This is a genomic window from Ruminococcus sporogenes, assembly GCF_054655175.1.
Window position 1 is genome coordinate 548,570 of sequence record NZ_BAAHOA010000003.1, and the last position, 19,459, is coordinate 568,028.

The 19,459-nt window shown below is 35.3% G+C and carries 17 protein-coding genes; 13 read left to right on the forward strand and 4 right to left on the reverse strand.

The genetic code is table 11. The annotated features are described in order from the left end of the window. Positions 1-55: 55 nt before the first annotated feature. Both ACYQ0N_RS12845 and ACYQ0N_RS12850 read left to right on the forward strand, forming a co-directional pair. Positions 56-1,486 carry a hypothetical protein gene (locus ACYQ0N_RS12845; RefSeq protein WP_460162910.1) on the forward strand — a complete coding sequence of 477 codons (1,431 nt, stop codon included), beginning with the start codon at positions 56-58 and terminating at the stop codon, positions 1,484-1,486. A gap of 220 nt (positions 1,487-1,706) precedes the next feature. Next, positions 1,707-2,516 (forward strand): Rpn family recombination-promoting nuclease/putative transposase, encoded by an 810-nt coding sequence (locus ACYQ0N_RS12850; RefSeq protein WP_460162911.1) that lies wholly within the window; start codon positions 1,707-1,709, stop codon positions 2,514-2,516. Positions 2,517-2,822: 306 nt separating this feature from the next. Here ACYQ0N_RS12850 and ACYQ0N_RS12855 read toward each other — a convergent pair whose 3' ends face one another. Beyond that, entirely contained in the window at positions 2,823-3,320 is a 498-nt protein-coding gene (locus ACYQ0N_RS12855; protein WP_460162194.1) for a tyrosine-type recombinase/integrase, read from the reverse strand. Further along, positions 3,251-3,739, reverse strand: coding sequence for a site-specific integrase (locus ACYQ0N_RS12860; RefSeq protein ID WP_460162193.1), 489 nt, complete (start codon positions 3,737-3,739; stop codon positions 3,251-3,253). The genes ACYQ0N_RS12855 and ACYQ0N_RS12860 overlap by 70 nt, the downstream gene beginning before the upstream one ends. 184 nt (positions 3,740-3,923) lie before the next feature. On the opposite strand from ACYQ0N_RS12860, the gene ACYQ0N_RS12865 reads away from it, so the two are divergent. Further along, the gene (locus ACYQ0N_RS12865) at positions 3,924-4,916 is read left to right on the forward strand and encodes a D-alanine--D-alanine ligase family protein (RefSeq protein ID WP_177858767.1); all 993 of its coding nucleotides are present in this window, start codon (positions 3,924-3,926) and stop codon (positions 4,914-4,916) included. Here the strand turns inward: ACYQ0N_RS12865 and ACYQ0N_RS12870 are convergent. Continuing rightward, a complete protein-coding gene (locus ACYQ0N_RS12870) occupies positions 4,830-7,154 on the reverse strand; it encodes a hypothetical protein (protein WP_177858765.1) in 2,325 nt (774 codons plus the stop codon). The two genes, ACYQ0N_RS12865 and ACYQ0N_RS12870, sit on opposite strands and share 87 nt — an antisense overlap. Positions 7,155-7,454: 300 nt before the next feature. Between ACYQ0N_RS12870 and ACYQ0N_RS12875 the strand changes: the two genes are divergently transcribed. The 5 genes from ACYQ0N_RS12875 to ACYQ0N_RS12895 all read left to right on the forward strand — a co-directional run bounded on the left by ACYQ0N_RS12875 (position 7,455) and on the right by ACYQ0N_RS12895 (position 11,651). After that, positions 7,455-7,946 carry a TIR domain-containing protein gene (locus tag ACYQ0N_RS12875; RefSeq protein ID WP_460162912.1) on the forward strand — a complete coding sequence of 164 codons (492 nt, stop codon included), beginning with the start codon at positions 7,455-7,457 and terminating at the stop codon, positions 7,944-7,946. Positions 7,947-8,077: 131 nt separating this feature from the next. Continuing rightward, a complete protein-coding gene (locus tag ACYQ0N_RS12880) occupies positions 8,078-9,922 on the forward strand; it encodes a TIR domain-containing protein (protein ID WP_460162913.1) in 1,845 nt (614 codons plus the stop codon). A 1-nt stretch (position 9,923) separates the two neighbouring features. Then, on the forward strand, positions 9,924-10,454 hold the full coding sequence (locus tag ACYQ0N_RS12885) for a TIR domain-containing protein (RefSeq protein ID WP_460162914.1): 531 nt from the start codon (positions 9,924-9,926) through the stop codon (positions 10,452-10,454). Between the two features lie 74 nt (positions 10,455-10,528). Next, positions 10,529-10,936 carry a hypothetical protein gene (locus ACYQ0N_RS12890; RefSeq protein ID WP_460162915.1) on the forward strand — a complete coding sequence of 136 codons (408 nt, stop codon included), beginning with the start codon at positions 10,529-10,531 and terminating at the stop codon, positions 10,934-10,936. A 13-nt stretch (positions 10,937-10,949) separates the two neighbouring features. Further along, positions 10,950-11,651 (forward strand): TIR domain-containing protein, encoded by a 702-nt coding sequence (locus tag ACYQ0N_RS12895; RefSeq protein WP_460162916.1) that lies wholly within the window; start codon positions 10,950-10,952, stop codon positions 11,649-11,651. 609 nt (positions 11,652-12,260) lie between these two features. On the opposite strand, the gene ACYQ0N_RS12900 is transcribed toward ACYQ0N_RS12895, so the two are convergent. Continuing rightward, complete coding sequence (locus ACYQ0N_RS12900) at positions 12,261-12,470, reverse strand: ISAs1 family transposase (RefSeq protein WP_460162941.1); 210 nt, start codon at positions 12,468-12,470, stop codon at positions 12,261-12,263. Between the two features lie 554 nt (positions 12,471-13,024). On the opposite strand from ACYQ0N_RS12900, the gene ACYQ0N_RS12905 reads away from it, so the two are divergent. From ACYQ0N_RS12905 to ACYQ0N_RS12925, 5 genes are all read left to right on the forward strand, one after another. After that, positions 13,025-13,252, forward strand: coding sequence for a phosphopantetheine-binding protein (locus ACYQ0N_RS12905; protein WP_177531922.1), 228 nt, complete (start codon positions 13,025-13,027; stop codon positions 13,250-13,252). Positions 13,253-13,308: 56 nt separating this feature from the next. Further along, positions 13,309-14,397 (forward strand): saccharopine dehydrogenase NADP-binding domain-containing protein, encoded by a 1,089-nt coding sequence (locus ACYQ0N_RS12910; protein WP_460162917.1) that lies wholly within the window; start codon positions 13,309-13,311, stop codon positions 14,395-14,397. A 381-nt stretch (positions 14,398-14,778) separates the two neighbouring features. Continuing rightward, a complete protein-coding gene (locus tag ACYQ0N_RS12915; RefSeq protein ID WP_460162918.1) occupies positions 14,779-15,519 on the forward strand; it encodes a thioesterase II family protein in 741 nt (246 codons plus the stop codon). Then, on the forward strand, positions 15,516-16,265 hold the full coding sequence (locus tag ACYQ0N_RS12920) for a thioesterase II family protein (protein WP_460162919.1): 750 nt from the start codon (positions 15,516-15,518) through the stop codon (positions 16,263-16,265). Before ACYQ0N_RS12915 ends, ACYQ0N_RS12920 begins: the two co-directional genes overlap by 4 nt. A 26-nt stretch (positions 16,266-16,291) precedes the next feature. After that, on the forward strand, positions 16,292-19,459 hold the full coding sequence (locus tag ACYQ0N_RS12925; protein ID WP_460162920.1) for an amino acid adenylation domain-containing protein: 3,168 nt from the start codon (positions 16,292-16,294) through the stop codon (positions 19,457-19,459).

A 19,459-nucleotide genomic window follows, 5' to 3' on the forward strand; every position in this document is an offset into this window, starting at 1 on the left:
AGGTCTGTATACAGGCATTAACGCTTTAAGCAATGCTCTTTCAGCAGCGATAAGGGTGAATGTTTGGGATAATTATACTCAAGCAGAAGTAAATAAGGCTCTTGAAGATATGAATACAGCATATAATAATATAAAGTTAAAAACAACTAATGTAATTGAACTTAAAAATGCGTTGGTTGAGGAAAATAACTTTATACAAGGGAAAAAGGATATAGATTATAATTTAAACGATTTAAGAGCTGCGGCAAATTCCGCAAGTACAGTATATTATGATGAAGGCGCTTCTCAGGAAGAAATAGATAAAGCTTGCGCAGATTTAAAGGTGGCACAGGCGGCAGTAACGAAGAAAAGCGCTGAAGCTCAGATAACTGAAATGAATGGAATAATCGATCAGTTAGAGGCTCTGAATAAAAAGTATTATACCAAAGACAGCTGGTCGACAGTAGAAACGGCGATTACAAACGCAAAGTCAATTACTGACGGTTTAGTTTCACAATATATTGCCGCCATTGAGGATTTAAAAGCGGCAATGAGTACCTTGGAACTGAAACCTCAGAATGTTGAAGAACCCGGAGAGCCGATAGCTGTAATTCAGAAAAACGCCGTTGAAACCACCCTCGGAGAATTTACGGCAGACGAAGCTGTTGCAGGAGCGACAAAAATCAAGATAACGTTCAACTGCGCTGACGATGTTTCGTTTAACCAGTACGCAAGCATAGAAGCAAAGGCTGCAATCGCAGGCGTGGAAAGCTACATGAAGTTTGCCGGAACAGACAGTTCCCAGACAGCCGGAGCAAAGGGATTTACGATTGAATTGCCGTTGACTTCTGAAATAAAATCCGGCGATGATGTGAAGCTTGTAGCCTACACATGGGCGTGGGCAAACGCAAACGACTATGTTTATGCAGTAACAAAGGTGGAATATATCAATGCTGTCGGACAGGTAGTCAAGGCGGTTACGGACAGAACTATCGCGCTTGACGAACTGAAATCGGCAATAGCAGAAGCTGAATTAATAAGCGGAGAAGCCTACACCGAGAACAGCTATGCGGCGCTTACCGAAGCTTTGACAGCGGCCAAGGAACTGCCGGAGGATTCTGAAAAGGCAGATATCGAAGCCGCTAAAACAACGCTTGAAACGGCTGTTACGGGTCTGGTTGAAAAGACGGACGATTCCTCGTCAGAGCCTTCATCAGAATCAACTCCTGATTCAGAATCAACGCCAGATTCCGAAAGCTCGTCCGATACAGACGCCGATTCGTCATCAAAAACAGACGATTCGTCAAGCAAAACCGACGATTCGTCAAACGACAGCACATCAAAGACGGATTCCGCAGACTCCGACAGTAAGGCGGGGACAACGGGAATTGCCAATAACTCAGGAGCCGGCGGAACGTCTAACCCCAACACCGGAGCAGCTTCGGCTGCGGCAGCGGGAATAATTCTGTTGTCAGCAATCGGCGTTATCGCCTCAAGAAAGAAGTAACCTCCTTTACATCTTCATGGTTTATTTCACTGCTTCCGACTTGACTTTAGCGCTGAAAGCAAAAACAAGGGTACAGTTATCTGTGCCCTTGTTTCATTAACTTCGGCTCCACTGGGACCGAAGTAAAATTTACTTTTATAAAGCTTGCAATGATTGGCATAGTATGATATAATGAAGTTAGAAAAAGGACGGAAAACAGATGTAACGGAGGCTGATACCAATGGGCAGAAACATAGTGAAAGCAAAGCTGGATATAATATTCAAAACGATGTTTTCAAAATCGGAAAACAAGGATATACTGCATAGCTTTTTATCGACTATGCTTGAACTGCCATATGATTCTATAAAAGAGATAGTGATTCAGAACTCCGAAATACTACCGGAAACGATAACTGGGAAATTCAGCAGGCTTGATCTGAAAATGCAGGTGGACGATAAATTGGTCAATGTTGAAATGCAGATAAAGAACGAGCCTGACTTCAACGACCGCGTATTGTATTACTGGTCTAAGCTGTACAGCGGAGATCTGAAAAGCGGCGACGAATACGGCGATCTGAAGCAGAGCATATCGATCAATATAATAAACTTCAATATGTTTGAATGTCCTGAATTTCATTCATGCTTTAAGGTACTGGAAGTAAACAGGCACGAGCTGCTGACGGATAAGTGCGCGATACACTTTTTTGAACTTAAAAAGATAAACAAGAAGATAAATAAGAATAACCGCATGGAGCTTTGGCTTCAACTGATAAACGCGGAGAGCGAGGAGGAATTGGAAATGCTGAGACAGACAAATGTGCCGGAGATACAGAAAGCGGTAATGGTGATACACCAGATGAGCGAGGATGAAAAGATACAGGAGCTTGCGAGATTAAGAGAAAAGGCTCTGCACGATGAAGCCAGCGCGTTAGGTCATGCAAGACGTGAGGGCGAGCAGATCGGCATGGAAAAAAAGGAACAGGAAATAGCAAAAAGATTAAAAGAACTTGGCTTGTCAGACGATATGATAAAAGCCGCTCTTAATAAATAACAGAAACAAAAGGATACAGCTAAAATAAACGCTGTATCCTTAATTTTATCCAAATTACCTTTTCCCCTCAACAAACCATCTCGGCTCATCATAATACAAATAAGACTGCTGTTATGAAATATGGTAATATCATAATTAGCATTATCTTTTATAAAATAGTTTTAATCTATAGTCATTATTTACAAAAATATTATAGTAAATTATACAATTTTATAGAAAACGTAAGGGAAATGCTCTGTATTTGGCAAAATGTATTGCATTTAACATAAGCGTGGTGTATAATGGGTATTAACAAGTATAATTGTATTATTTTGCATTTACAATTATCTTGTTGCGAGGATGTTTAACCGATAAAATTTCTTTCTGTTTTGCCATTGCAACGTGAGTGTATATTTGTGTGGTCGTAATGGAACTGTGTCCAAGCAGCTTTTGTATGTAACGAATATCAACATCTTCATCCAGAAGCAGAGTAGCAAAAGAATGACGGAACATATGAGGTGTGATATGTATATCATACCCTGTCATAGCGGTGTATTTACAGATGATTTCACGAACAGACTGTTCAGACAAGCGATGATGCAGTTTATTTATAAAAAAGAAACCGCATTCTTTTATATCTGGTTGAAATAGTTCATAGTAGTTGTTCAGCGCCCGCAGAACATCAGTGTTTTCAATTTGTATCATCCTTTCTTTAGAACCCTTGCCAAAGATTTTTACAGTATGATTGGTTAAATCTACAGAGGACAACTTAAGATTGCAGATTTCAGATACCCTTGCACCTGTTGCAAAAAGTATTTCAAGCACGGCAATATCACGGGTGGTAATTTTTTTTGATATTCAGTTTTAGTTTGTGACTGCAAATTGTAGGCACAGATAAGAATGCTGTTAATTATGTTCAAAGGAATTGTTTTTGGAAGAATAACAGGTTCTTTGAAAGAAACTTCGATTTTGTCAAAGGGATTTATATCAATAACATCTTCAATTAAAAGATAGTGGGTAAAAGCTTTTACAGTTGCAATTTTCCTTTTTACCGTTTTGGGCTTAAACTGTTCATGCAGCATATCAATGTAAAGGTAGATTGATTCTTTAGTGAACGTATTGTCCGTAAATTCAGTGAATTGTCTAAGATCGGTTCTGTAGGCTTTTATGGTTTTATCGTTAAGAGTTTTTCTGCTTTTACAGCAGTTTAGGAAAAGTTCAGTTTGTAAAGTAAGATTTAACATTTGCGGTTGACTCCTTTATTTTTTTAGATATTTATATTATATACTATAAAACTATGAATGTCGAATTGTGTAAATGGTTTCTCGGTGAAATCTTGAAAATATGATGACATAGGTAGAATTATGGTGTGTAATTTTATAAAAAGGACAACCCAAGATAACTACTAATTATCGGAGGTGGTATTTTATGATTAATAAAAAAATACTTTACATTGCTAAATATGCTGATGTAGATAAACAAATCATGGACAACAATATTATAGAAGATGTGGTGTACGCAGAATATCATAAAGATTTTTATAATATTTTGAAAAACAACTTTGAAAATGTAATTACTGCTACAACCCCAGATATTATTTTTAAAGATCATACAGAATATGATTATGTTGCTTCACTATTAAACAGAATGCCATTCAGTAATAGTGAAATATTTATATCTTCTTTACTGGAATATTATTCAAAGCCGTATTTAGGTGCAGGACCAAATATAAGGGCTACTGCAGAAGATAAACAGCTTGCAAAACTCGTAGCCTATCATGCTGGGATTAAAACTGCAGATTGGATTACATATAATATTAGTCTCCCAATACAGAAACCACCATTTGAACCGCCCTACTTTGTAAAACCAAGGTTTGGAGCATCATCTTTAGGAGTTGATGAAACTTCAGTTTGTTTTTCATGGGATGAAGCAAAAATCCAAATTAATAGTATGTTTAAATTAACAAACCAAGTTATTGTAGAACAATATATTCAAGGGCAAGCTTATACGTGTCCAATTCTATCAAACTTTGGTGATACATTATATCTTCCTCCTATTAGAGAATGTTCATCACTAATGGGAAATGTGATAACATATAAACAAAAAAGAAAAATTATTGGTGGATTAACTCGAGAAATTGTAACGGATGAAAGAATTATAAAACAATTAAACGATGCATGTTCATCAATATTCAAATTTATACAACCAATTGATTATACAAGAATGGATTTTATTATTGACAAAAATGGAACTCCATATTTTATAGAATTTAATGTGTGTTGTAATCTTGGAAAACAAGCTGCTATTAATCTCTCAGCACAATCAATAGGCATTTCATATGAGAATTTGATTTGTAATATTATTACTTCCAGTATGAGGAGACAAAATGTTATTTACGATGCTACTCGATACAAGTTTTAGTGGTTCCGTATACCAGTATTCCAAGTAGCAAGGTATAAAAAGTTTGAAGAAATCTTCTTTTAAATACATTCGATTATTTGATTTTGCATCTTCGTAAAACTTACAAAGATCGTCTGTCATATTAGGCTTTATTCTATCTTTGAAAATCTTTGCTTTTCCAAGAACTTCATCATAATTTTTATTATTAGCATATAAAATATGACAATAATTTATAAAGAATCTTTGTCTAACTCTGTCAACTGGGTATTCTAACGCCAAATTCTTTATGCTTTCTATCACTTCAAGTGCCTTTGATGCATTTCCGTCCATTAGAAGTAATAAACTATAGTTAATTTTTATAAAAATATCAGGCATGTCTGATTTAGAAAAGTAAAGCGCACTTTTAATATAATATTTAGACTCATCAATATTTTTCAAATAAATATGACATACCGCAATATTATTTAACAATATATGCATATCACTATTTCGATAACTCGAAGCATCACTCAATATAAACATCATTTTATCTAATGCTTTTTGGTGTTCACCTTGTTCACATAAAAATCTATATTGATTGCATTTTGCAGTAAATTCACCAAATAAATCGTGATTCCTATTAAATAGTTTTGCTGCTTCTTTTGAAAATTGTACTGCCATTTGTGGTATACAAACTGTTGCGATATTTCTCAAAACATATGCAAATTCTACGGATTTTCTAAGCGGTTTTGATATAGAATTAAATAATTGTTTAGCCTTTTGTGTGTCATTGTTATGTACACAGTTGCTAATTAGATATGCATATAGAATCATAATGTTATCTGCATTTTCTTCATCTTTAATAGCTGTTTCAAGCTCCTTTTCTGCTTTTTCATGTTGACGACAACGATTTAACAAAACAGCATACAATGGTTTGATACCTTTTGTTATATTGCCCTTATTAATAATATCTAAGGCTTCTGTATACCTTCGGCATTGAGTAAGGTAAAGTACTAAAACTAAACTATCTTCCTCATTTAAGATATTATTTTTACAAATAGTTAGAATGTCTTCACCAATTGATATTCCTGTGGCAACAGCGTTTTTTAACAGTACTTTTGAAAACTCCAGGTATCTATTATCATGAAAATACAAAGCGATTCTATAAGACTCATTTAGATAACAATCATTTAATTCATATGCTTTTGCTTCATAAAATGTTTCTAAAATTGCAGATTTAACACTGTCGGTAAACAGCCAATCATTCAAAACTTCATTTACTTTAGGATGTTTTTTTGAAATCAGATGTACTAAGTCGCCGTTTTTTTCAATTATTCTTAAATCAACTAAACGTTCTATATCATCTTCAATTAATTCTTCATTGAGCAATACAACATTATCAAAATACTTCACTATGCTAAACAAAAGATGAATTGAGATCCTATAATTAACTTCATTAAGTATATTGATAATAATTTTTTGTGTCAAATTAAATTTTGCGTTTTTATTTTCGTTATAGCTTAAAAGGTAATTAATAATTGAATGTATATTATCATGTGAGATATTTGCAATCTCTTCTGCTTGTTCTGGACTACAACTTATTTGATATGATTCTGATAAAAGTTGAATCATTTTCGTATCAGGGTGACAAAATGTATATTTAACTGGTTTCACTATCAACGGATCAATAAAATTTTTTAGTCCATTTTCAAATTTTTTTGTTTCCAAATATTTATTTTCTAAAGCAAAAATAAAATAAACATTAAAATTATTAGTTAATTTGCAACATAGATTTCTAGATGATTCCGATAAATAAAGTGCATTATCAATTATAAAAATCACTTGTTTTGTCTTACGCATTTCATTAATCGTAGGAAAAATTATTTCTTCATATATAGATGGAAAAGCTCCTATATATATATGAGATGCAGATGGTTTCTCGGTAATATGCGATAGAATTTCACCGCCGTATGGTGAAGATTTTAACAACGATGAAATAAAATTTTGTGATTTTTCACCAAATTTTAGGTCTGCAAAGTTCTGCATAATATTTCTTATACTTGAGTTTTTGCAAGCCTCACTACAAAATGCTGTTGCGAAATCTGATTGCTCTGCAGCATCTAAAAGAAAAACATATTTATCGGCAAGTACATTTAAACATTTTCGAAGAAAAGCTGATATTCCACTAGCTGGTTCACATATAAAATAAACAATCTGATGTTTTTCTTCAATTGATTTGAGTAAAAAATCAAGTTCTTTATCTCTATTTACAAAATTCATAATACCACCTCCGATAATTAGTAGTTATCTTGGGTTGATCTTATATGTAAATAGCATTTATTCTATATGTAAAGGTGAAAGATGTAAATTAATTATATACAGAGAGGTTTAAAACAATAATAGTGAGCGAAGAGGTATTTTATATAAAGAAAAATTATTCATATTAGAAACGTATGATATAAAATTATTTGAGGAGGTTAAATTACATATAATAAAATACGATTACTTAAAGGCGTTGCGTTCATCTTGAAGCTGCAAATTATTTAAGAAAATAAAATATATAAAGGACGGGTGATTGTTATGAGACAGGTGTTTTTTAGCTTTGAATATAATAAGGATGCTTGGAGAGCATCGCAAATAAGAAATATGAATGTTGTAAGTAAAAGTTCCACATTTTCTGATAATGACTGGGAAACTGTTAAATCCAAAAGTGATGCTTCAATAAAAAAATGGATTAATGAACAGGTGGCTATGCGTTCATGCATTGTGGTTCTAATTGGCAAAACCACTTCAACAAGAAAATGGGTGAAATATGAAATAGAGAAGGCATATGAATTGAAAAAAGGTATCGTTGGAATATACATTCATGGTTTGAAAAACGAAAACGGCGATCAAACTGAAAAAGGAAGCAATCCATTTTATAATGTATTTATTAATAATGGTGAAAGACTTTCCAAATATGTAACTTGTTATGATCCACCATATAAATTAAGTAAATTTGTATATGATGATATATCAAATAATATTTATAATCTTATTGAAAATGCAATAGAAAACAAACCACCACAGTAAAAGAATATTTGTTAAATAATTATTTTCTGCGTATTTAGAACTTTTTCTCATAGCGAAAATAAAATAACAGTTTATTGGTGCATCACATCGATTTGCAAAGGGTAATTATAATATAATTAGGAGTCAAATACATGAGTATTTACATTATAAATCCATTATTTACAATTAAAAATCACAGTCAAGCAGATTGCTTTGTTCAAGTGCTTAAAGAACAGTTCGATAAGTATGATATGCATTATTGTATGGTGGCTAATGCAACTAAGTATTTTTCTGAAATTGAAAAGGAGAGCATTGTAATAATTTTTAACGGTGAATTATTTTCGGAAAATGAAAATGTAAAAAAACTGTTATGTATTGCTAAAAATAAAAATGCAGTTATATATCCGATTGCTATGGATAAGAAAACAAGAAAACCATTAGACGTTATTGCTGATAAGCAAAGCTATGATGTTTGGGAACAACTAAGATGTAGAGATTTAAGTGACGATTATCTTCCATTGGTAGCTCGTTGCTTTGCACGAAAAGTTATTGCGAACATAATGCCGACTATGTATAGTGAAAGTGGTCTTATTTTTATAAGCCATAGACGTTTGGATGGAGAAGAAATTACAGCACAGCTCTGTGATAGACTTAGTGTTCAGTTCGAGGCGTGTGAAACATTTCGTGATGTTACTTCTGTAAAAGTTGGTGAAGAAGCACAAAGTGAAATAGATAAAGCAATGACAGAAAGTGATGCATTTATCTTTATTCATACACCTGAGTCTGCTGTTTCTAAGTGGATACAGAAAGAATTGCAATTTGCTATTCTGAGAAACATTCCTGTGTTATGGGTACAGATAGAAAATGCTGATATTCACAAATTAAAATTTGTTCCTTCAGAAAAGCCACATTTGAGTTATGCTTTAGATGAATTTAAAGATATCAAAAGATTAACTGAAATTACTGACGAAATTATGGAAAGAACATTTGACTTGATTATGACTAAATCAAATATAGTGTTTGATTGTCATAATACGTTAGAAGAACTATTTGAAGATAAAATAAAGTGTATTGATAATGAAAAAATGATCTTTAATATTGATGTAAAACGAAAAGGATATAGATATCCACAACGAGATATAAATCAATATATTCAGTTATTTGGCAGAACTCCTACTTTATCTGACGTAAATTGCTTTAATAATAAGTTAAAGATTTTGAATGATCAATACGATTCATCAGTGATTTTGACAGATAAAATTTTTAAAAGTGAAGAAAATGATCATGTAATAATTGAGTCGTACGAAGATTTTATGTTTCACTGGGATAAGTATTTTCAAAATCCTATTGTCATTAAAAATAAAGAGATAATTATTTCAGGAGCCTTTCCAGATGGGGAAGAAATTTATAAGCAAACCCTTACAGATGCACTTGTAATTTTTGCTAAGTCAATTTTAAAGTCGGGATATACTTTAACATTTGGCTCTCACCCTACATTTCAGGAGTTGTTTTTTGAAATATCAAGGTTGATTTGTCCTGAAAATTATAAAAAATGTTTGAAAATGTATATATCAAAGTGGTTTGAAGATAAGTATACACATTCAAAAGATTATTATAAAGCAAACTCTGAATTTAATGAGATTGAAAAGGTCAGTACCTTAAGCGAAAGTTTGACAAATATGAGAAAGGAAATGATACAACGTAAAGAGGTTTCAGCTCTAATTTGCTTGGGAGGTAAAAATAAGAAAAATAAATCTGAAGAAGGAATTCGTGAAGAAATAGCGTTAGCTGTTGAATACAGAATTCCTGTATTCATAGTAGGTTCTGTTGGGGGTTGTTCATCTAAAGTTGCTTTGGAATATAAAGCTGATAGTTGGACAGGACTTAATGATGCATCAAAAAAGTTAAACGTTGAGTTAATGGAAAGTATTGATTATTTTTCTTTATCTCAAAACGTGCTAAATTACTTGAATAATAAATTACAGGAGGACAATTAAAATGAATCATTTTCTTACCTTTGAGCAACTAGAATCGAAATACAATAATTATGAGCAGAGTGAAATTTATAATGAATCAGTCAATTATAGACGTAATGATACAATTACTGTATTTTTATCTCATAGGCATAGTGAAGATATTAGACTAATAAATCAAGTTAGAGGTTTCTTTGTATCTCAAGGTGCAAATTTATATATAGACTGGTTGGATAAAGATATGCCAAAAGTCACGAGTTCAGAAACTGCTGAGAAGTTGAAAATTAAAATTGAGAAGTCAAGCAAATTTGTGATTTTAGCAACACCTAAAAGTATTGAGTCAATATGGATGCCATGGGAAATAGGTTTAGCCGATCAGATGAAAGGACTAAGCAATATTGCTATACTTCCAATAGTTCATGAAAATAAAACTTGGGAGAAAAGAGAATATTATCAATTATACAACAGAATTGAAAATGTTGATAACAGATGGTTAGTTTTAAAACCAGAATACTCAAATTTAGGAGAAGAATTAGAGAGATGGCTAAAACAATAGTATAATTATACTTGTTAATTTGTATATAAGTGATTAAAATTAAAACATAAATATAGAAAATGAGGTATAACAATATGAATGATAAATTTGAACATTTAAAATTGATACAAGGCATCATTTCAAGAATGAATACAAACTCATTTCAAATAAAGGGATGGACGATAACATTGGTATCAGCACTATTAGCACTTTATGCTAACAGTAGAAAAATTACATACATTTTTATAGCTCTTATTCCTGTATTAATTTTTTGGTTTTTAGACTCATATTATTTACAGCAGGAACGTAAATTCAGAGCGTTATATAATGATATTGTTTATGCAGCCAATTATGGTGCTGATATAAAGAAATTTGAAATGTCAATTGATAAATATAAAACTTGTAAATATTGTGTTATTAAGGCGATGATTTCTATAACAATTTTACCACTTTATTTGCTGTTAGCATTGGGATTAATTGTTGGTGGATTTATTCTAAAATAGAAAGGGCACAAAGATGGGAAGAAAAATCTTTATATCATATAAATATGCAGATAATAACGTTGAAAATATTACTGGCAATCCGGGGTTATGGTATAATTGTACAGTAAGAGATTACGTTGATGTAATTGAAGATACCCTTAAAGATAAAACAGATCATATTTACAAAGGTGAATCAGATGGAGAAGATTTATCTCAGCTTGAGGATTCAACCATTTGGGAAAAATTGAAAAATAGAATATATGATAGTACGTTAACAATTATAGTGATATCAAAGGGAATGAGGGAAAAATATAAAGCAGAAAAACATCAGTGGATTCCTCAGGAAATATCATATTCATTGAAAGAAGTTTCAAGGAAAGATAAAAATGGTAATCCAGTTATAAGTAAAACAAATGCAATTCTTGCCGTTATTTTACCTGATAAAAGTGGTTCATATAGTTACTTTACATATACTCAAAACTGTTGTAGTATCGGTTGTACAACTTTTCAGAGTAATTCCAACTTAATTTTTAGTATAATGAGTGGTAATATGTTCAATCAAAAAAATCCTGATGCGAATAGTTGTGATGTCGGTCAAACAATATATCATGGAGATTGCAGTTATATGTATTGTGTGAAGTGGTCAGATTTTGTTAGTGATATGGAATCATATATTGATAAAGCGTATGAAATACAAGAAAATCAAGATGATTATAATATTCAAAAAGAAGTTTAATATTTTTACTTTAAGTTGGAATTGCTAATATTAACTTATAATTTTCAAGAAATGGATATTTAGTACATATATCTATTTTATAGTCACAACACATATTGATAACCATAAAGTCCAAACTGCGTTGATTTTATGTTGTAAATACAGTAAATAGTCTTTTCTGCATTTTGTATTATTTGTATTATTAGGCTGGATTCACATTATAAAATAAAAAAGCTAAATTTCAGAAAGAAAAAGAACAAATCTAAAATCCGAACCCTTTGATCCACTTTTAGCATTCATCTATTTTGTCAGTGCTTGACATATCTGCACCTAACGAATGATACAATCGTTGGGTGCATTTTTATTTAAAAAAGCCGAGAAACAGGTGTTTTTTGGCAATCATCAAACGATAACAGCCACAGTGAGGTTAAAATCACTTTGGCTGTTTGTCATTTTCGGGGTAAAATAAAACGATATCAAGTTGTCGTTTTATTTTAGGGATTAACGTTTTTTAATGCTATCGTTTTCTGATTAAATCGTTTAATTTGTCTCATTATGTAATTGCTCAGATAATTAAGCCCATATAATTGCATAATCTGCTTTCTTTTCCACAATTGTCTTCACGATTTCTTATTGACAGCTCATCGCATCTTCCGTAATAATTTTTTCAGTGATATCTAAAGCCGCAAGCAATTCCGGCACTGCTGTGATTTCATTTGATTTTTCGTCTGTTGACAGTTGTCCTACAACCATCTGATTTGCCCACGCACTTACCATATGGATCAGATTTTTGCCTGTATCCTTGCTTCTTCTCACAATTTTTCCATCAATACTGACAATTTCTCCGTTTGTTCATCGGCAGCCAGCGGATACCCACTGGATAAAACATTTTTCAAATTCTTCCGAATTAATCATAGACCACACTCTTTGCATGGCGCCGTGTAAAAGTCAGACAAACTGGGCAGGACTTGCTGCGATCGAAATGGAATATTCAGCGCATATGACGATTTACTGGTTTCCTATATAATTCAGGGTTGACAAACTGATATAGGCACGGTATAATATTAAACAGGAACATTTTGTATCACTGCTTAAAAGTTAGCTATAGCTAACTTTTAAGCAGTGATACATTGGCAAGAGAAAAAGTTTTTTGGCGATCAAATAATCATTTGTGTAAATGTCCGCAAGGGTACTGTTAACGTTGTTGCGGATGATCTATTCGTAAATAGCAGAATATTTCGGTCTATAGATAGGACTTATTTTTTTGGAGTTTTAGTTAGCCATAGCAAACTAAATGGTTTACATTTTAACTTATAGTCTGTATTCCTACAGATTATGTATTGTAAGATAAGTTGCACAAATATTTGCATCGTATAAAAAAGGAGTAATGATAAATGACTGAAACTGAAGAAAGAATATTGGAAGTGTGGAAGCAGGTATTCGGTAGAGAGGATTTTGGTATAGACGATGATTTTTTTGAATTGGGTGGCAATTCTCTTATGGCTATGCGTATATATATGAAACTGTCGGAAGAAGTAGATGGATTGGAAATATATGACTTTTTTGAATGTCTTTCTGTTCGTGCAATAGCAAAGAAAGTAGATAAAAAAAGGTTGAGTTGAGTTTGTATGTACTATAACAATTGCAAAAATATCATCCTGAAAACAAGGAGAATTTTATGAAAAAGATTGGAGTAATTGGCTGTGGCGGAACGATAGGTCCTATTATTTGCAGTTACCTTTCGAGTGCAAATGTCGAAATCATTGGCGGTCAGCGGAGTGAACCTGATTTTTACAAATATCCTGAAAACTTCAGGTGGAAACATCTCGATATAAATGACGGTGAAGAACTTTCAGATTTTTGCGGCGAATGTGATGTTGTACTCAATTGTGCAGGCCCTGCATACGTTTTATTTGAAAAAGTGGCTCTTGCTTCAGCGAGGGCAGGCGCGGTGTATGTCGATGTTACTGATGCACTGATGTTTAACGATGAGGTTATGTCAAGAGTGGACGGCAAAGGAAAGTTTTATATAGCTGCAGGGTATTATCCCGGAATAACCGGTGTGATGCTAAAAAAGGTGATAGAACAATTTGACAGGATAGACAGTCTGACAGGATACTCAGGAGGCTCGGAAATATATTCCGTTATGAGTTATCTTGATATAATAATGAGCGGCTCAAGTCCCCGCTGTATTAACGGATACTATAAAAACGGTAAACCTGTTAAATGCGGTAACGGTTTTGAAAGTTGCGATAACGAACTTTTTGATAAAAAAATAATGATGAAACAGTTTCTTGGCAATGAGCTGTATTCAGCGCTGAAAACATATCCCGATGATATGATAGAGGAATGCCGCTGGTATAATATTACAAGCGATAATGTGGTGGGCCTTATGGCTATGAAATATTATCAACTTTGCAATGAAATGGATTTTCATCAGCTTTACTCGGAACTGTCGAAATACTTGGAAAAAATTGAAACAAAGACACAGAATGATGAGTGGTCTTTGCTGTATATCATCGCTAAAGGAATAAAGGACGACGAAATAAAAAATGTCAAGCTCCGTATTGACTTAAAAAATACTATGGATATAACGGCGTATTCGGCGGCATCTGTGATACTTGCAGTACTTGAAAGAAACGACGATATAGGCATATACTGGGCAAATGATATACTTTCGGATAATATAATGGATGATTACAGAAAAAAATGTAAAGAAAAAGGCATATACTGCGGTTGGCAGTTTGATGAAGAATATGAGATATGATAAGAGAAAGATGAAAAACGAGCTTGTTTGTATTCTGTAAGATTGTTGGCATCAGTGATACCGATACAGGTATAAATCCGTGTTTTATGCACATCGGATTCATAACAATTCTGACGGAAGATTTTAAATGTCATATATCAACTTCGACTTGAAAGAGATAAGTTTAAGGACTGCTTGTTTGCGCCATTTCAATTTATGCCTAAATAGAGAATCGAACCATATAATTATGCGGGGTTGCCGCTATACAGCCCTGCCGCTCGCCTCCACGGTTTCTGTAGTTGACCGTTTCACTCAACTACATTATATCGCATAAACAATTTTAGCGAAAGCGCTTTTTTCATAACCATATTGGTGTCTTTCGCAGAAAGGCGGATTATAATTATGAAGATATTTTGCTTTCCTTACGCAGGAGGTTCATCGTCAGTTTTTGCCAAATGGAGATCTTATATGCCCCGTGATATTGAAATAGTAGCGCCGGAACTTGCAGGCAGAGGCGCAAGGTTCAAAGATGAGCCCTATACGTCCATACAGTCAGCAGCTAATGATATTTACAACACCCTGTCCAAGAACTACGACGGGGATAAATTTGCGATATTCGGGCACAGCATGGGTTGTTTTATAGTCTATGAACTGTACAGAAGGATAAGCGAGGACTCTGAAATGAAGAAAAATCTTGTACATATATTTATGTCCGGAAATTATGCTCCTCATCTCAACAACGACAGCGCACATCTTACCGAATTCCACAAAATGGACAATGAGGGCATGAAGCGTGAATTGATAAGACTTGGAGGGATATCCGAGGAAGTGATCGAAGAACCGCTGTTTGTGAAGTATTTTCTCCCTATAATACGTTCCGATTACCAAATGACCGAAACTTACTGTTTGGAAATGACCGAAAAATTCTGCTGCGGCTGTACTGTTTTCAACGGTCTGGAGGACGAACTTACCGAATCCGATCTAATATCATGGAAGAAGTATTCTCCCCGTGGTTTTTCCATAAAGAATTTTCCGGGAAATCATTTCTTTATCAATGAACACTGTGACCTTGTTACAGCACAGATAAGCAAAACATTGAGAAAATACATCAGAAATGTGAGAGGGGATCATGTAAAACTATGAACAAGTGGATATTCAATGAAAGAGTGAATGAAAACGGAAAGGTGAGCCTGTTTATTTTTCCATGTTCGGGAGGAACAGCCTCCTCCTATCACAAATGGCATGAGTATCTGAATGAGGATATAGACATATATCCCGTTCAATATCCCATGAGGGAAAAACGTGCTAAAGATCCCATGCCAGATTCCATAACAGAACTCGCACAGCAGTTTTGTGATGAGTGCATTGAGCTTATAAGGGAAAAGGAATTTGCTTTTTTAGGTCATTGCGCAGGCAGTCTGGTGGGATATGAAGCGGCGCTGTATCTGAAAGAAAAATACGGTCTTATACTGTCGACACTTTTTTCGGTAAGCATTCCCGCACCTAACAAGTTCAACCCGACATACTTTGAAGGCAAGCCTATAAGTCGGCTTGACATGGATGGATTTATCAGGTTCTTAAAGGAGTTCATGCCCCTTGACGATTCTTTTTTTAATAATAAATTCGTCATGGAATATTACAGAAAGCTGACGGTGAAGGATTTCAGCCTTGCAGAGGGGTACAGCTACGACAGAAGCGCTCCCTTGGAGGGGGATATAGTTTCATTCATAGGTCGGGAAGACGCCTATATGTCCGAAGAAGACAGTTTGCTCTGGAAGGATTTTACACTGGGAAAATTTGAAAGTGTCATGCTAAGCGGCGGACATGATGTGTGCGAAACTTGCAGCAGGGACATTTGCGGTCAGGTAGAAAAGAAATTGATACGGTAAAAAACAAATAAATTTTGGGAGGAATAATGAACAATAAATATTTACCATTGTCTGATGTGCAGCGTTCCTACTTTTACGGACGCAGCAAGGGTACTTTTTTAGGAGGGATCTCTACTCATTTTTACATTGAATGCATGACAAGCCTTGACAAAGACAAGTTGGAAAAGGCGCTTAACAGCGTAATAAAAGAACAGCCGTCATTAAGGTCTTATATCACCTCTGACGGTATGCAGTGCTGCATGGACGAAGCCCCCGAATATTACAGAATAAAGGAAACGGATATTTCCCGCCTTTCCTATGAAGAGCAGGAGAAAAAGCTACTGGAGATAAGAAAGCGCTGCTCAAACCGTATTTTCGATCTTGACAGCTGGCCTATGTTTGAATTTAATATATGCATTACGGGCAGGGATAAAAATGTGATGATAATTGATTCAGATATGATGATAATGGACGGACTAAGTACGGAAATACTTATCGAATCACTGTATAAATACTATGAAAAGGACGAGCCTGTACGGGAAATATCCATAGAAGCCTTTGAAGATCATATTGCTTTAAAGGAACAGAAAAAAGCTAAAAATTATGACAATGACAAGGCGTTTTGGAAAGAGATAATAGAGGAACTTCCTTCGGGTCCCCATTTTGAGAGAACAGGCGGCAATGAGGAATGCACCTTTGATACCCGTGAAATAAGTGTTCCTGCGGATAAGTGGGGAGCAAAAAGTCGTGAACTGAAAAGCGAAAGGATACTCCCGTCGGTATATCTTACTGCCGCCTATGCAAAGCTGCTATCAAGGTGGTGCGGTCAGAGCAGGATAACGCTTAACATGACCATGTCCAACAGAAAGGGAAATGCCAAAGCTCTTTTAAATGCCATAGGCGATTTTACCGAGGTCATGCTTGTGGATTTCGATTTCAGCATGAAAAAAAGCCTTAAAGAAGCGGCAAAGGAAACACAGAAAAAAATAAGCCTCCGAAAAAAACACGGAAGCGTCGCAAGCTCGGAACTGATAAAGGATTATATGTCCCTAAACGGCGGCGGAAACGGTTTCCCGTTCCCTGCTGTATGTACCTGTATGCTGTTTGATCTTGCAGGCAGTAAATGGGACTGGCTGGGCGAAAGGCGGTATCAGATAAGTCAAACGCCGCAAGTGATACTTGATAATCAGATTTCCCTTAAAGAGGGACGGCTTTGCATCCACTGGGATTTTTTGGGAGAGTATTTCCCGGAAGGCAGAATAGAGAGTATGCAAGAGGAATATTGCAGTATCATCACCGATAATACAGAAAAGCTTCAGCAGCAATACGATTCCTTTGCTTTTAAATACAACGACACATTCAAGGAAAAGGAAAAAAACACTCTTGTAAGACTTTTTGCAGATCAGGTGAAAAAATTTCCCAACAAAACAGCGGTTGCCGACATGAAGCAAAGCTACACCTACAGTGAAATTGACCGTTTTTCCGATATTGTCGCAGATCACATAATCAAAAACCACAAGGCGAGATCGGCTATTATCATGCGAATGACAAGGAGCAGAAATGCTGTTGTTGCGGCATTAGGCGTCATAAAAGCAGGCGGGTACTATATCCCCGTTGCACATAATTGTCCTCAAAAAAGACTTGAATTTATAAAGGAACAGTCGGAAAGCGAATTGATACTCACCGATGAGAATGTAAAGGAAATACTTGCCGACGGTGAATGGGGACAGCGCTACGATCTCTCCGAGCCTGAAAGCATAGCTTATGTTATATACACATCTGGAAGTACAGGTACGCCAAAGGGCGTGGTGATAACCCATGATGCCGTCTGCAATACGATAACGGATATAAACGTCAGATTCTCTATAAACAGTGATGATAAAATTATCGGTATCTCCTCTTTCAGTTTTGATCTTTCGGTCTTCGATATTTTCGGTGCACTTTCCTCGGGGGCACAGCTAAAACTTGCTCCATCGGCATATGATATGCACTTGATAAAAGATATTATGACCAAAGAGGGCGTCACTATATGGAACACAGTCCCCTCCATAATGGAACTTTTAATAAACAATCTTGATGAGGGACAAAAATACAATTCGCTGCATACAGTGTTGCTAAGCGGTGACTGGATACCTTTGAACCTTCTCCAAAAGATAAAAAATACCTTCCCGAATGCACAGGTCATCAGCTTGGGCGGTGCAACGGAAGGGGCCATTTGGTCGATATATTATCCTGTGGAAGAAGTGGAAAAGGACTGGAACTCCGTACCCTACGGCTATCCCCTTGATAATCAGACCATCTGGATAATGGACGATGATGACAACATTTGTCCCCCCGGAGTTCGTGGAGAGATATGCATAGGCGGCAGAGGAGTTGCCCATGGCTACCTCAATGATGAGGAGCGTACCAAAAAACAGTTTTTTAACCATGAAAAGCTGGGCCGCATATACAGAACAGGCGATCTTGGACTTCTGTCACCAAAGGGCTATGTGATATTTTTGGGACGCAAGGACTTTCAAGTTAAACTGTACGGCTACCGTATCGAACTGGGAGAGATAGAAAGCTGTCTGTGTCGGTGCGAAAACGTGTCCGAAGCAGTGGCAACGGTCAAGGAGGTAAACGGCGTTCAAAAGCTGTTCGCATATGTAACGCCCATGTCTGTGCCGGGGACAGGGGCAGTAAGTGACGTTCAAAGCACAGGCGGTACAGATACGCCTATAAGGGTGTTCACCGCCGAAGGTAATGAAAAATTTATCCTGCCTCGGGAAGATACGAACCATGCATATCCGAATATGACCGAAATGTATACGGCGCTTAATAGCAGGGTAATGGATTATATGATACCCGATGATATAATCATTATGGAAAGCCTGCCTTATACTGCCAATAAAAAGGTGAACAGAAAGAATCTGCCTGTAGTAAATATGGTACAGGCGGAGGACGAAGTATATGAAGCGCCCGAGACGGAAACGGAAACGATGCTTGCAGCGCTTATCGGCGAGATGATTGGCAATGAAAATGTAAGTGTCGGGGCAAATCTTATAAATTCGGGTATCGACTCCCTTAAAGGTATTACTCTCAATACAAAGCTGCACGACAGGGGTATAAACATAGGATTATCTGAGATATATGCAAATCCTACAATTCGTCAGCTTGGAAAGCTGATAGATGAGAGCGGTAACGGCAATGAAGATATGGAATTTGGAGAGATATAG